At 59.0% G+C, this 13,529-nt stretch carries 12 protein-coding genes; 10 read left to right on the forward strand and 2 right to left on the reverse strand.

Annotated features, from left to right (window positions below):
• Positions 1–48 precede the first annotated feature (48 nt).
• Both H8B15_RS01785 and H8B15_RS01790 read left to right on the forward strand, forming a co-directional pair.
• Positions 49–588 carry a phosphoglycerate mutase family protein gene (locus H8B15_RS01785; RefSeq protein ID WP_187317935.1) on the forward strand — a complete coding sequence of 180 codons (540 nt, stop codon included), beginning with the start codon at positions 49–51 and terminating at the stop codon, positions 586–588.
• Positions 589–681: 93 nt separating this feature from the next.
• Positions 682–2,067 carry a M20/M25/M40 family metallo-hydrolase gene (locus tag H8B15_RS01790; protein ID WP_187317936.1) on the forward strand — a complete coding sequence of 462 codons (1,386 nt, stop codon included), beginning with the start codon at positions 682–684 and terminating at the stop codon, positions 2,065–2,067.
• A 208-nt stretch (positions 2,068–2,275) separates the two neighbouring features.
• Here H8B15_RS01790 and H8B15_RS01795 read toward each other — a convergent pair whose 3' ends face one another.
• The gene (locus tag H8B15_RS01795) at positions 2,276–3,082 is read right to left on the reverse strand and encodes an OmpA family protein (RefSeq protein WP_187317937.1); all 807 of its coding nucleotides are present in this window, start codon (positions 3,080–3,082) and stop codon (positions 2,276–2,278) included.
• Between the two features lie 278 nt (positions 3,083–3,360).
• On the opposite strand from H8B15_RS01795, the gene H8B15_RS01800 reads away from it, so the two are divergent.
• From H8B15_RS01800 to H8B15_RS01810, 3 genes are all read left to right on the forward strand, one after another.
• Entirely contained in the window at positions 3,361–5,124 is a 1,764-nt protein-coding gene (locus H8B15_RS01800; RefSeq protein WP_187317938.1) for a S8 family serine peptidase, read from the forward strand.
• Positions 5,121–5,846: a hypothetical protein gene (locus H8B15_RS01805; RefSeq protein WP_187317939.1), complete on the forward strand. Its 726-nt coding sequence runs from the start codon at positions 5,121–5,123 to the stop codon at positions 5,844–5,846. The genes H8B15_RS01800 and H8B15_RS01805 overlap by 4 nt, the downstream gene beginning before the upstream one ends.
• Positions 5,847–6,020: 174 nt before the next feature.
• Entirely contained in the window at positions 6,021–6,617 is a 597-nt protein-coding gene (locus tag H8B15_RS01810; protein ID WP_187317940.1) for a hypothetical protein, read from the forward strand.
• Between the two features lie 232 nt (positions 6,618–6,849).
• Here H8B15_RS01810 and H8B15_RS01815 read toward each other — a convergent pair whose 3' ends face one another.
• A complete protein-coding gene (locus H8B15_RS01815; RefSeq protein WP_187317941.1) occupies positions 6,850–8,199 on the reverse strand; it encodes a M23 family metallopeptidase in 1,350 nt (449 codons plus the stop codon).
• A gap of 189 nt (positions 8,200–8,388) precedes the next feature.
• Here H8B15_RS01815 and H8B15_RS01820 point away from each other — a divergent pair, with 189 nt between their 5' ends.
• The 5 genes from H8B15_RS01820 to H8B15_RS01840 all read left to right on the forward strand — a co-directional run bounded on the left by H8B15_RS01820 (position 8,389) and on the right by H8B15_RS01840 (position 13,498).
• Entirely contained in the window at positions 8,389–8,997 is a 609-nt protein-coding gene (locus H8B15_RS01820; protein WP_187317942.1) for a helix-turn-helix domain-containing protein, read from the forward strand.
• A 122-nt stretch (positions 8,998–9,119) separates the two neighbouring features.
• Positions 9,120–10,094: a hypothetical protein gene (locus tag H8B15_RS01825; protein WP_187317943.1), complete on the forward strand. Its 975-nt coding sequence runs from the start codon at positions 9,120–9,122 to the stop codon at positions 10,092–10,094.
• 66 nt (positions 10,095–10,160) lie between these two features.
• On the forward strand, positions 10,161–11,003 hold the full coding sequence (locus tag H8B15_RS01830) for a hydroxymethylglutaryl-CoA lyase (protein ID WP_187317944.1): 843 nt from the start codon (positions 10,161–10,163) through the stop codon (positions 11,001–11,003).
• A gap of 75 nt (positions 11,004–11,078) precedes the next feature.
• Complete coding sequence (locus tag H8B15_RS01835) at positions 11,079–12,581, forward strand: TlpA family protein disulfide reductase (RefSeq protein WP_187317945.1); 1,503 nt, start codon at positions 11,079–11,081, stop codon at positions 12,579–12,581.
• A 185-nt stretch (positions 12,582–12,766) separates the two neighbouring features.
• Complete coding sequence (locus H8B15_RS01840; RefSeq protein ID WP_187317946.1) at positions 12,767–13,498, forward strand: (Fe-S)-binding protein; 732 nt, start codon at positions 12,767–12,769, stop codon at positions 13,496–13,498.
• Positions 13,499–13,529 lie beyond the last annotated feature (31 nt).

Here is a 13,529-nt window from a genome sequence, read left to right on the forward strand (position 1 = left end):
CTCCTTCACCTCCACGGGCGCCTGCAAGGCACCCCTACTTTTCACACTATGCGCACTATTCTACTTCTCTTTTTCTCGTTACTACTGTTAGCCGGGTGTGGCGGCACCCATTCTGCCAATCCTGGCATGGCCAGTGTTACCACAGTATACATAGTGCGTCACGCTGAGAAGGACCCTACCCCTAACCTGCCAGATCCGGCCCTGACGCCGGCCGGCGAACAGCGTGCCGTGGACTTACGCGAGTTGCTGGAGCATCGGCCTATAACGGCCATCTTCACTACCGATACCCGTCGCACCCGTGGCACCGTGGCCCCGCTGGCTACGGCGCTGCGGCTGCCACCCATTGTGTACAGCGCGCGCAACCAGCGCGGCTTGGCCGAGCAGATCCGGCAGGAATACGCGGGCAAAACGGTGGTAGTGGTAGGGCACTCCAACACACTTTTGCCCTTGCTGGACGAGCTACAAGTGACGCGACCCTTTCAGGAAATAGCTGATAATGAGTATGATTATCTGTTTGAGGTGAAGCTGCCCCGTGCTGGTGGCCCCGGCACGGTGGCGGTGCGGCACTACGGCGCCGGGGCGAAATAATGCTGCTTTCGTTTCTTACGCTAAGTCGGCTTTCTATATTGCGACTTCGTTCTGCCTGCTATTCCCGATTCTCTCCACCACACTCCTCTCTACATGCGCTTTCTCTCTCGCGGGGTAGCGGCCGTGGCCCTGGCGGCCGCGCTGGCCCCCGCTGCTCAGGCCCAGTCTGCCTCCAAAATCGACTCGATGGCCATCCGTACACTCTACGACGAAGCCCTGCTGCGTGGGCAGAGCTACGAGAACCTGCGCCAGCTCACAGGCCAGGTAGGCGGCCGCCTCAGTGGCTCGCCGGAGGCACAAAAGGCCGTGGAGTGGGGCAAAGCAGCCATGGAAAAAGCTGGCTTCGACCGCGTGTATTTGCAGGAAGTGATGGTGCCGCACTGGGTGCGCGGCGCCAAGGAAAAGGCCGAAGCCAAAGTCGGCAGCAAAGCCACCAAGTTCAACGTGTGCGCCTTAGGCGGCTCGGTAGCCACTAAAGGCAAGCTGAAGGCCGGCGTGGTGGAAGTAACCAGCTGGGACCAGCTGGCCGCCCTACCCGACGACCAGGTGAAGGGCAAGTTCATCTTCTACAACCGCCCCATGAACCCTACCTTCATCGAGACGGGTAGGGCCTACGGCGACGCCGGCGACCAGCGCCGGCGCGGGGCCATTGAGGCCGCTAAGCGCGGCGCGGTGGGTGCCCTAGTGCGCAGCCTCTCCCTGGCCCACGACGACTACCCCCACACCGGCACCATGAGCTACGACGACAAAGTGACCAAAGTGCCCGCCGCCGCCCTCAGCACCAACGGCGCCGACCAGCTCAGCCAGCTCCTCAAAGCCAACCCTACCCTCACCTTCGAGCTGGAAATGAGCTGCCAGCAGCTACCCGAGGTGAAAAGCTACAATGTAGTGGGCGAGCTGAAGGGCTCGAAGTACCCCGATGAAATCATCAGCGTAGGCGGCCACCTCGACTCCTGGGACCTGGCCCAAGGTGCCCACGACGACGGCACCGGTATTGTGCAGAGCATGGAAGTACTACGCTTGCTGAAAGCCACCGGCCTGCGCCCCGAGCGCACGGTGCGCGCCGTATTCTTTATGAATGAGGAAAACGGAACCCGCGGCGGCCTGAAATACGCCGAGCTGGCTAAAGCCGCCAACGAAAAGCACGTGGCGGCCATGGAATCGGATGGCGGCGGCTTCACGCCCCGCGGCTTCGGGGTAGAAGCAGACCCCGCCACACTAGCCAAAATCCAGAGCTGGGCGCCGTTGTTCAAACCCTACCACAGCGAGGAAATCGGCCCCGGCCACGGCGGCACCGATATCGGCCCGCTGAAGGGCCAGGTGAAAGCCCTCATCGGCTACGACTGCGACGACCAGCGCTACTTCGACATCCACCACACCGCCGCCGACACCTTCGACAAAGTGAACCGCCGCGAGCTAGAAATGGGTGGCGCCAGTATGGCCGCCCTCATCTACCTCATCAGCAAATACGGGCTGTGAGAAATGGTGAGATGGTGAAATGGTGAGTTAAAAAAAGCGGGTGTCATCCTGAGTGCAGCGAAGGACCTTATCACAATAGAACGATTGACGTACCAACGACTCGTTCTGCAAGCATAAGGTCCTTCGCTTCGCTCAGGATGACACCCGCTTTTTTTAACTCACCATCTCACCATCTCACCATCTCACCATCTCACCATCTCACCATTTCCTAGTTCTGCTCCAGAATCTGGAAGAGTTCGTCCAGTTTTGGGGTCAGGATGATGTCGGTACGGCGGTTGAGGGCGCGGTTTTGGGGCGAATTGTTGGCTACAATCGGCAGATATTTCGAGCGGCCCGAGGGGGTTACTTGGTCGGGGTTGAGGCCGTTGGTGGTAAGCAGGCGGGTGATTTCCGTGGCGCGTAGCACGCTCAGGTCCCAGTTGTCTTGCATACCAGCGGTGCCGCGGGCAATCGGCACATCGTCGGTGTGGCCTTCTACCAGCACGTTCACGTCTTTGTTGCCTTGCAGCGCAGATGCCAACTTTTTGAGGGCATCCTGACCTTTGGGGTCTACCTTGGTAGAGCCCGATTTGAACAGCAGCTGCTCAGAAAGCGACACGTATACTTTGCCATTCTTGAGTTGCACCTGCAAATCGTTGGCGTTAAAGCCTAGTAGGGCGTCGGCTACGCGCTGCCGCAGGTTTTGCACCCGCTCCTGCTGCTCGTCTAGCACGCGCTGTAGCTCCGCAATGCGGGCTTCACGCTCTTTGAGCTGCTGCTGCGTCATGCCCAGATTCTCGTTGAGCTGGCTTACTTGCTGGTTTTTGTTGAGCAGACTGGAACGCAATTCTTCTTCCGAACGCGTTTTCTCCTGCGCCAGTGCGTCTTTTTCGGCCTGCAATTGCTCCCGCGAACGGGTCAGTTCCTGGTTTTGCTGCTGGAGGGCAGCAATTTCTTTTTTGTTACATCCGGGGGCAACCAAGAGGGCGCCACCCAAAAGAGCAGTTAATGCCACACGGGAAAGAGGGGAGGTCATGTGCTTAAAATTCAGAGGATAAACAAAGAGGTAAGCCGGTTACTGCTGGGCTCGCCGGCGACTTGTGCTGTATACGCAAAAACTTTTGCGAAGATGATATATTGTGCTATTCCGAGAAAGGAGGTTTGCGTTGGGCAGTTGGTTGCCAGCAATAATAGTAGGAAAATTGAATATCTATAGACACGCTAATTCTGACTAATGATGCACTCGCTCTTGACCAGCGGGTATGCTATTCGCGTTGTACCTTACGCCTCGTTTTGTTTTGGCTTTTGAACTTTGTGAGTAAACGCATTTACTACTTGTGTTGCCAGTTGCTGCTAGGGGTAGGCGTATGGTTGCCCTCCACAAGTAAAGCACAGGCACCTACTGCCCATTATTGGGTGCAGCTACGCGATAAAAAAGGTGTTGATTTCAACCCCAAGGCCTATTTCGCCCCAGCGGCACTGGCCCGGCGCGCGCGTCAGCACCTGCCCGCCTCCGATAGCACCGACTACCCTGTGCGCCCGGCCTACCTGCGTGCCATCTCCGCCTCTACCGACTCGGTGGCCCTGGTGAGTCGGTGGCTGAATGGGGTAGTGTGCTGGGCTACGCCGGCCCAGGCGCAGGCCCTGCGCCGGCTGCCCGGCGTGCGTAGTGTGGTACCATTGCCAGAGCGTCGGGCGCAACTAGCAGCGCGCCCTACAGCAGCCGCAGAAGCGTCCATGCAGATTTCGACCGCCAACCGTCAGTTAGCCCGTCGTCAGACGGAGAGCCTGGGCGCGGTGCAGCTCCGTCGGGCCCACCTCAACGGTCGGGGCTTGCGCATTGCCATCTTCGACGCGGGCTTCAACGGGGTAGACAGCCACCCGGCGTTTGAGCACCTACGCAGCGAGAAGCGCATTGTGGCGACGTATGATTTTCTCAAACGTCAGCCCAACGTATACCACGGCGCCAACCACGGCGGCGAGGTGCTATCCTGTGTAGCAGGTGCCCTACCCGATGGCAGCTACCTCGGCCTGGCCCCCGGCGCTGAGTTCTTGCTAGCGCGCACCGAGCAGATGTTTCGGGAGCGATATGCTGAGGAAGAGGCCTGGCTGGCCGCTGCCGAGTGGGCCGACCGCCAGGGCGTCGACATCATTAATTCGTCGCTGGGCTACACCAACCGCCGCTACTTTCCGGAGCAGATGAACGGCCGCACCAGTCTGATTGCCCGCGCCGCCGAAATGGCAGCCCGCAAAGGCATCTTGGTGGTGAATGCCGCCGGCAACGACGGCGAGGACGAGGACTGGCGCACCATTGGCACTCCTGCCGATGGCGACTCCGTGCTAACTGTGGGCGGGCTCGACCCCGACACGTACTTGCACAGCGACTTTAGTAGCTACGGCCCCGGTGCTGGTAGGCGGTTGAAGCCCAACGTGGTAGCTTTCGGCACGGCTCTGGTGGCTGCACCCGGCGGCTACGAGCGTATTGAAGGTACCTCATTTGCCAGTCCGCTGATGGTAGGCCTGGCGGCGTGTGTGTGGCAGCAGCAGCGTCAGCTTACAGCCATGGAGGTATTCCGGAAGTTGGAGAAGGCAGGGGAGTTGTATCCGTATTATGACTATGCCCACGGCTACGGCCGACCACAAATTGCAAACTTGCTGGCGCCGTCTGGCCTAGTGGCCATACCGGCGCCTACCTTTGACTTTGTGCGCCGCGATACGATGGTGGCCGTTGTTATTCGGGAAGCTGCGGCTACTATACCGGCCCGCACGCTGCCGCTCTACGCCGATTCGGTGCGGGCCGTGACGCCGGCCTCGCGCTCCAACGAGGTGCCCGCTTTAGGAAAGGAGTCGACTGTGCCTACCCCCGAGGTACCCGCTGAAGAGGAACCCGTACTCCAGGAGCCACCGCGCTACCTGTATTGGCACATTGCCAACCGCCGGGGCGTGCTGCGCCGCTATGAGGTGCGCGACGTGACCCAGCGGGCCGTGCTGGAAGTGCCCCTGCGCCTATTGCAGCCCGGCGATGTGCTGCGCGTGCATTATCGGGGCTTTACGCAAACCTATACTGCTGCCCCATGATGCTGGTACTGAAACGAGTAGGTTTGCTGGGGCTGCTGCTGGCCTGGTGGCTGCCCGCCGCCCAGGCACAGCGGATACTGCTGCGCGCTAATGTCGCCAACGATACTACCTACGAAAACTATGGTCCGAATCGGGCTTTCTACAACCATTTCTACTTTGGCTACGCGGCCGTGGTAGGGCCATCGGCCAGTACGGGGGCAGAGCTGGAATACGGCCGCTCGGCAGACATGTTTGTGGGCCTGCGCAACAAGTGGCGCCTAAGCCAAACGCTAGCAGTAGGGGCTGACCTACGCTACGACCACCTGGCGTACTACCTGCGCCAGAACGACCAGAAGGTGCTACCTACGCCCGCGCAGCACCACCGCGAGTATCTGGCGCTACACCAGGCTCAGGCCGAGGGTTTCGTACGCATCAATTACGGCCGGCGCGGCAACGCCATTGGGCGCTACGTAGATCTGCTGGGCTGGGGCGGTTGGGTGATGGGTAGCACGCACTTCTACGAAGACCGCCCCGGTCCGAATGGCGCCCGCAAGCAGCGCGTGTCGGAGCGGGGGCTGAGCTATGTGCGGCGCTGGCCCTACGGCGTGGGCGCCCGCGCTGGCATTGGGCGCTTTGCGCTGGTAGGCCGCTACCGCCTGGCCGATACCTTCACTGGCAGCGCCCAAGCACGCTACCCCGAGCTACCGCGCTGGACGCTCGGAGTGGAGTTGAGTTGGTTGTAGGAATGCGCTCCGCACGTGACCTTACCATTCCCTAATGCGTAGAAGAAAGGCAGAAAAGAACGCGCCCAACTGCCAATTCTGGTATAAAATTCGCGGTCGGGCGCGGTGGGTTGATTTGTGAAGCGAGTCAGCCGCGTATCTTGCCGCATGATTTTAATTGGCCACGGCCGCACAATGAAAAAACTTCTTCTCTCCGGTGTCGCCGCTGCTTTGTTGCTCCAGGTTACGTCCTGTATCAATACCGAGCGCGAAGTAGGAAACTCCAAGAATGCCGACAAAGTGTATTCGCCGCCTACGGAAAGCAACCGCCTCACCACTCGCAGCATCTTGAATACAGTGCGCACCACGCACTACTTCTCCAGCGCCAAAACCAAGGATAACTTCATTCTGCAACTGCAAGGCGCAAAGATTCTGAATGCTCAGGCCCGCTTTATCATCCTGACCAGCACCGGCGACACGCTGCGCAAAGAGGTGATTCCGGCCATTGCCCTCATTGAAGCCCGCAACCTGGAAGACCCGCAGGCAGCTACTACCCGCGCCAAGGAAATTGCCATTCTACAGGCCATGAATACCTTCTTTGCCGATGACCGGTTTACCCAGCCGGCTGTGCCCCGTGCCGCCACCCAGCCCGCCAACGTAGATGCCGAAAACTGGCGCGCCGTGAAAGCCGATACCAAAGCCGTGGGCTTCGACTATACCTCCAACACTGGCCGCGAGCGGCGCATTGCCTATGCCAAAACGCTGGGCAAAGCCGTCGTTATTGCCGAGTAGCCTTCGGATATATGAAAACGCAAAAGCCGTCCCGCATTTATTGCGGGGCGGCTTTTGCGTTTTGAGTTGCCTTAAGTTGAGGTGCCGCCAACGCAAACGCGGCACATCCTCCGAAGAGCATATGCCGCGTTGTACTCCAATCACCGGCTCGAAGGTAGGGCGTGGTGCATGAGGCGCAGATGAAGCTGGTCACATATTCTGCTTTCTTGCGTGCAGGCTAGAGACACAGCTATCAGGAAGTGGGAATCTTAGTCAGCCAGCCCAGGCTGCCGCTGGCGGCGCGCACAAGCTGGTACCGGCCAAATTCGCCTAGCACGGCTACTTTGGTTTGGGCGGGTAGGGTATCCAGCATCGGCGCAGTAGGGAGGGGGGTAGCCAGGAGGTTGGTGGTGCGGGTGAGGTTCTCACGACGCAGGGGCGTGGTAGTAGGTACCACGGCGCGGGCCGCCACGTAGCCCAGCTGGCCATCGGGACGCTGTACGCGGTACCAATCGGTTTGGCTGCCTACCACCAATAGGGGGGTGTGGCGGGGCAACGCCGCCACGCGGCTGGCTTTTTTGGCGGGACTGTACTGCAAATCGGTGCTTTTATCCTGCACGCGCACCCACTCTCCCAGGCGCTCAGCCTTGGTGCGCGGCGCGGCCGGGGTAGCATCGGCATGCCGAATGAAAGGGTAGGGGTCCACAGCCCCGCGTCCGCCCCGGTAGATGCCAAAATGAAGGTGAGGCGGTGTGGTACGGGCGTTGCCAGTGTTGCCTACCAGGCCCAGCGTGTCGCCCTGGCGCACTTGCTGGCCGGGCTGCACGAGTTGTTTATCGAGGTGAGCGTAGTAGATGTGCTGACCGTGCTCGGCATCCGCTAGCCACACCACATTGCCGCCCAGGTTGGTTACGCCGGTGCGCGTCACGTAGCCATCTACGGCGGCCACGGCGGGCGTGCCGCGCTTGGCAAAAATGTCGATGCCCTCGTGGCGGCGCTTGCCCCCGTCGCGGTCGGCGCCCCAAAAGCTGCCCACAGCTACATCACTCTTGCCCTTCACCGGAAAACCCAGCGAAGGCGCCCGCTGAATGCGCACAGTGTAGCGGCCGTCGCGCAGCAACTCGGGCTGCACGCGCAGCAGGTGCTGGTGGTCGTCTTTCACGTCGTAGCTGAAGGTAAGCGCCGTGGTATCAGCCGAGGTGATGGGCTGGGGGGTAGGGCGGTCGGGACTCAGCTCGAACGCATCCAGAAACACGCGAGCATCGGTGCCGGGACTTAGGGTGAGTGTCACGCGGATGGTTTCGCCGGCGCGCACGGCGTAGCGGTAGGCAGCAGCGGAGGCTTTATCGGCCCGAAAAATGCCGGTTTCCTGGAAGGGCAGCGTCACAATCAGCGAATCGCGCAGGGCCTGGTCGGCAGCTTGCAGCCAGTCGCGGCCCAGGGCCGTTTCGTCAAGGTGAGTTTGGCGCAGCTGCCGGGCGTAGGCCTCGTGTGGGGTGCGGGGTTGATTGAAAATGCCTTGCAGAGTTTGCTGTTTGCCGCAGGCCGCAAGAAAGAAGGTAAATAGCGCAAAATAAAAAGGAGCACGAAGGCGAAAAGACATAGGCTATGGTTGATTTCTATAGCAAACACTAGCACGACGGAGGTAGTTCGCACGGTATCAAGGCGGAACGCAAAGAGGAAAACCATCAGCAATGGGCTTTCGAGGAAGCTAAAGTCCAGCTTGGTATTCAGTGAGAAGAATAGTGTATCATTGGTTGTCGCTACTCATTCCACCTCCGCTGACCCTTCTATGTTTTCTCCCGTTCGTATCGTCGCTCTCCGCAAAAGCAAAGGCTACTCGCAGGAAGTGCTAGCCGAAGAGTCGGGGGTAAGCCTGCGTACGATCCAACGGGTGGAGCAAGGCGAAACGGTACCACGCGGCCACACGATGCAGGCGCTGGCTGCCGCCCTGCAAGTGCCACTAGAAAGTCTCCACGAAGAGCCCGCGCCAGTGGAATTTTCTGGGGCTACAGAAGTGCCAACTACTACCCCGCTTCGGGCCGACCCGCAGTTTCTGCAACTGCTCAATCTGAGTGCGTTGAGCTTACTGCTTTTCCCGCTACTCAATATTCTGGTGCCGTTGCTGCTGTGGCGTTCCCGCCGGCACAACACGGAACACGTCGCAGAAATAGGCCGGCGGGTGGTAGGGTTTCAGGTGCTGTGGCAGGTAGGCTGCTTTTTTCTGTACCTGCTGCTGGCGTTGGCGCAGGTGGCGGCCGCTTCTTACTTCCGCGGGGTAGTACCAAGCGTTTTCATAGGGGCATTGGTGCTGACCTATGCGGCGAATGTGCTAACTGTTGGGTATTACGCCCGACAATTGCAGCTGGGGAATTTGAATGTCTATCGGTATAGAATATAGCAGTTATTGTTGAATAGCAAGTAGTTGCAGGCTATGGCGGCACAATGACGCAGAAATGACGCAAGCGTGAACGGGCAAGGCTGGTAGGTTCGAATCAGAAAATCACCTCAGCCCTATACCATATGCGTCCGCTTACCAAAGTGCTTCTTGCCGTGCTGCTGTTGCTTTTAGTCTCTGTAGTAGGCGGTTATTTCTACGCTCGTAAGAAGTTTGAGCCACCCCTCAATCAACTGGTCGTGACGAAGCTACCAGCCACCTGTACGTTCTCGTGGCTGGCCGATACCAGTGCCGGCCGGATTACGCCGCACGCCGCATTGCTCGTGCCCGTAACCTTGCCCGGCTGCCCGCGCACATGCTACCTGCAATTTGATACGGGCGCTCCGTATTCGGCACTATACGCCAAGCCGATGGCTGCCCTACAGAAGCAGTATCCTGCTATGCGTACCACCATCCAACCCACTACCACATCCGCGCAAAATGTCCGTTTTGCGCTAGGCCAAGCCCAGGTGCAAGCGCGCGAGATGCGGGTACTGCCTTACGGAACTGCCCAACTACCCGACAGCGCTACCCTGCTTGTCATTGGTACGCTAGGAACCGATGCCCTGGAAGGTCGTGCCCTAGTGCTCGACTACGCCCGCCACCGTTTTATGCTGAGTAACGTGGTGCCTGACAGCCTCGCACGCCACGCGGCCTTCGTGCCCCTGTCGTTCAAAAGTCGCCGGTTGCTAGTAGAGGCTGCTATAGCGGGCGAGGATCGGCAATTGCTTTTTGACTCGGGCAGCAGCGCGTTTGCCCTCCTCACGTCTGAGTCGGAATGGCACAAAATGGCCCAGCCAGCCGCCGCGGTGCAAACCACTAGCGTCAACTCCTGGGGTAGTACGCTCACGTCGTATACCACTGCCACGGCGGCTCGGTTGCAGCTGGGAAGTACTGCGCTACCCTTGCATACGGTCACCTACATAGAAGGAATGAGCTGGTGGCAGCAGTTGCTGATGCAAACGTCGGGCATGAGTGGCATGCTTGGAAACGAGCCGTTTGCGGAGCAACTCGTTGTGCTTGATATAAGAGGTGGACGGTTTGGAGTTGTTACGAAATGAGTACGTAAGTTCACTCAGAAACAGTAATGACGTATACTGCAAATTGCACCGCTTCCTTTCCTCTTTATGCAACTCATCGAATGTCCCCGCGACGCCATGCAAGGCTTGGCCGACTTCATTCCCACGGCCACCAAAATTGCCTACCTCAACCAGTTGCTGCGCGTGGGCTTCTCGACGCTGGATTTCGGTAGTTTCGTGTCGGCCAAAGCCATTCCGCAGCTGCGTGATACGGCCGAGGTGCTGGCCGGCCTCGACACCGGCAACTCGCCCACCGAGCTGCTGGCCATTGTGGCCAACCTGCGCGGTGCCGAAACGGCGGCTGGCTTCTCCGAAATTGCCTACCTCGGCTTCCCTCTCTCGCTTTCCGAAACCTTTCAGCAGCGCAATACCAACAAAACTATTGCTGAGGCGCTGGAAGAGGTAGCGCAGATGCAGGCGCTGTGTGGGCGCACCGGCCACACACTGGTTGTGTACCTGTCGATGGGCTTTGGCAACCCCTACGGCGAGGCCTGGCACCCCGATATTGTGGCAGAGTTTACGCGGAAGCTGGCGGCGCTGGGCGTGCGCATTGTGGCCCTGTCGGATACCATTGGCGTGAGTACGGCCGCCACCATCACGCCGCTGTTTGAAACCCTGATTCCGGCTTTTCCCGACATCACCTTCGGGGCGCACCTACACACCACGCCCGATGCCTGGCAGGAAAAGGTAGCCGCAGCCTACCACGCCGGCTGCCGCCGCTTCGATGGGGCGCTGGGCGGCTATGGCGGCTGCCCCATGGCCGCCGACACGCTCACCGGCAACATGCCCACCGAGCACCTGGTCGCCTACCTCCAAACCCAGGGCGAAGCGCTGGACCTGAACATGCAGCTTTTCCAGGAAGCGCAGGTAGCGGCCGGGCAAGTATTTTAGGTGCGCTACATTGATTGTCAGGTAATAGCCGTTAGTTGTGAGATATTGGATTGATTCACAACTATCTATTACGCTATGCTGATATGTCGAATTCTACTGCTCGCTGTAGTATGTGCTTTGTTTGCCAGTACTAGCAGCTACGCCCGGCGGCGGGAAGCACTGCTGATTGCTAGTAAGGACGGGGATGCTATTCACCCTTACTATTATAATATTTTACAAAAGGAAGGAAAGATCAAGCGCGTACACCCCGGCGATACGCTGCGCATTGCATTCGACGAAAACTCCTACGTGCCGCTGACCGTTCGCTTTATGATAGTAGCGAGCAATATGCGGGAGCAGCCGGTGTTGCTCGTGATGCCCGGTGATATTATCACGGTGCGTTATAATGAGGCCGCCACGACGTATTCCTTCTCTGGTACATATCAGGCTGAGTTACAATTCTACCATGACCTCCGGCGCGGACCGTTCAGCTTAGATGATTGGGGAAATTTGGGCAGCATAGATTATATAAGCGACGATATCAAGCGTAGGCCTCCTACCCTAGAGGGATACATGAAGCACTGGCAGCGTCTGCGCCTCACTGGTGACAGCTTGATAGTGGCGGTGCGCACTACACCAGGCATCCGGCCGGCGGTGGCGGAGGCACTGGCGCGAGAACTGCGCCTACAAACAGTTATCTATTTACTGCATGGCACGTGGTACCATAAACTGTACAACACGCAGCCCTTTGTGCCACGTGGCGTAAGGATGATACGGGATACAATGCAGCTGAGTATAGTAACAACGTTTCCAGCTGTTTACCAGGATTCGGTGCGGGCGCAGATGCGGCTGCTGCGGAGTCAGCAGTTGCTACCCCCGGTGGCGTCGTGGCGGCGACTACTGACGCTAAAGCAACTGGTGCCCTACCTAACGATGCTACGAAATCGACCAGCTTCCACGAGCGCGCAGTACGCGGTAGCAAAGCAGGAGCTTACAGGACTGGAGCGGGAATGGGTATGCTATGCATTGATGGAAGATGCACAGTTGATGCACCGCCCCATCGGCCCGCTGCTGAAAGACTACCGCACCTGGGTGATGCCGGAAAGCCGTTTCGTGCGCATCCTCACCCATCAGGATCAATTCACGCTGGTGATGCCCAAGCAGCAGATGGCTACCACCGATACCCTGGTAGCCCCCGACGGCTCCCGCCAAACGCTGGCCGCGCTTCTGGCCCGGCACCGGGGCAAAGTCATCTACCTCGATCTGTGGGCCAGCTGGTGCGCGCCCTGTATCATGGAATTTCCCGCCACGGCAGCGTTGCGCCGCCACTACCAGGGCAAGCAGGTTGTGGTCATTCAGCTCTCGATTGACAAAAACAAGCAGGCGTGGCAGCAGGCCGGCAAGGAGTTCTTAGCGGGCGTGCGTGAGCAGTACCATTTTGCCAGCCCTACCACGGCTGGCTTCCTGAAACGCTTCACTGTCAACAGTATTCCGCGCTACGTGCTACTGGATAAGTACGGCATCGTGCGCTACGCCGACGCTCTGCGCCCCAACGACCCCGAGCTAAAGCTCCTCATTGCCGATTTGCTGGCGCGGTGACTTTTCTAGCTATTTGCCTCTAGCTGTTAGCTGATAGCATTTCGGTAGAAGACAAACGAGACAGCATAAGCGCTTGCATTGCCTGGCTGCCCCTACCTTTGCAGGGCATTGTTATTCTTTTCCAGATTCGGCTGCCGTTTCGCAGTGGAAAAGCTAGCAGCCAGTAGCCAACAGCCAAACATCCTATGCCCGCCGTCGACCTCTTTATTCCTTGCTTCGTTGATCAACTGTTTCCTACCACGGCCATGAATATGGTGAAGGTATTGGAGGCCGTGGGCTGCGAGGTGCACTACAACGGCAACCAAACCTGCTGCGGCCAGCCGGCCTATAATGCGGGCTTCAAGGCCGAAAGCTGCGAGGTAGCCACCAAGTTTCTGAAGGATTTTCCCAACGAGCCGGGCCGTTACGTGGTCAGCCCGTCGGCTTCGTGTGTGGGTATGGTGCGCAACACCTACACCGAACTGTTTGAAGGCACACCGCAGCAAAGCCAGCACTATGGCCTGCAACGGCGCGTGTTCGAGCTGACCGAATTCCTGGTAGATGTGCTGGGCATCACTACCATTCCCGGTGCCGCCCTACCTGGCCAGTACACCTACCACGACTCCTGCTCGGCCCTGCGCGAGTGCGGTATTCGGGAGGCGCCGCGCCAGCTGCTCGACAGCGTGCAAGGCCTCACGCGCCTGGAAATGGCCGAAACCGAAACCTGCTGCGGCTTTGGGGGCACGTTTGCTGTCAAGTTTCAGGCAATTTCTGTGGCCATGGCTGAGCAAAAGGTGGAGCACGCCCTGGCCACTGGCGCCGACTACCTCATCAGCACCGATACCAGCTGCCTGATGCACCTCGACGCTTACATCCGCCGCGAGAAAAAGCCCATTAAAACCCTGCACGTGGCCGATGTGCTGGCCAGTGGGTGGTAGACCACGGATTGGGGCTGATTGAGTAAGTGTG

Origin of the sequence: Hymenobacter citatus (assembly GCF_014333615.1) — a bacterium.
Classification (GTDB): domain Bacteria; phylum Bacteroidota; class Bacteroidia; order Cytophagales; family Hymenobacteraceae; genus Hymenobacter; species Hymenobacter citatus.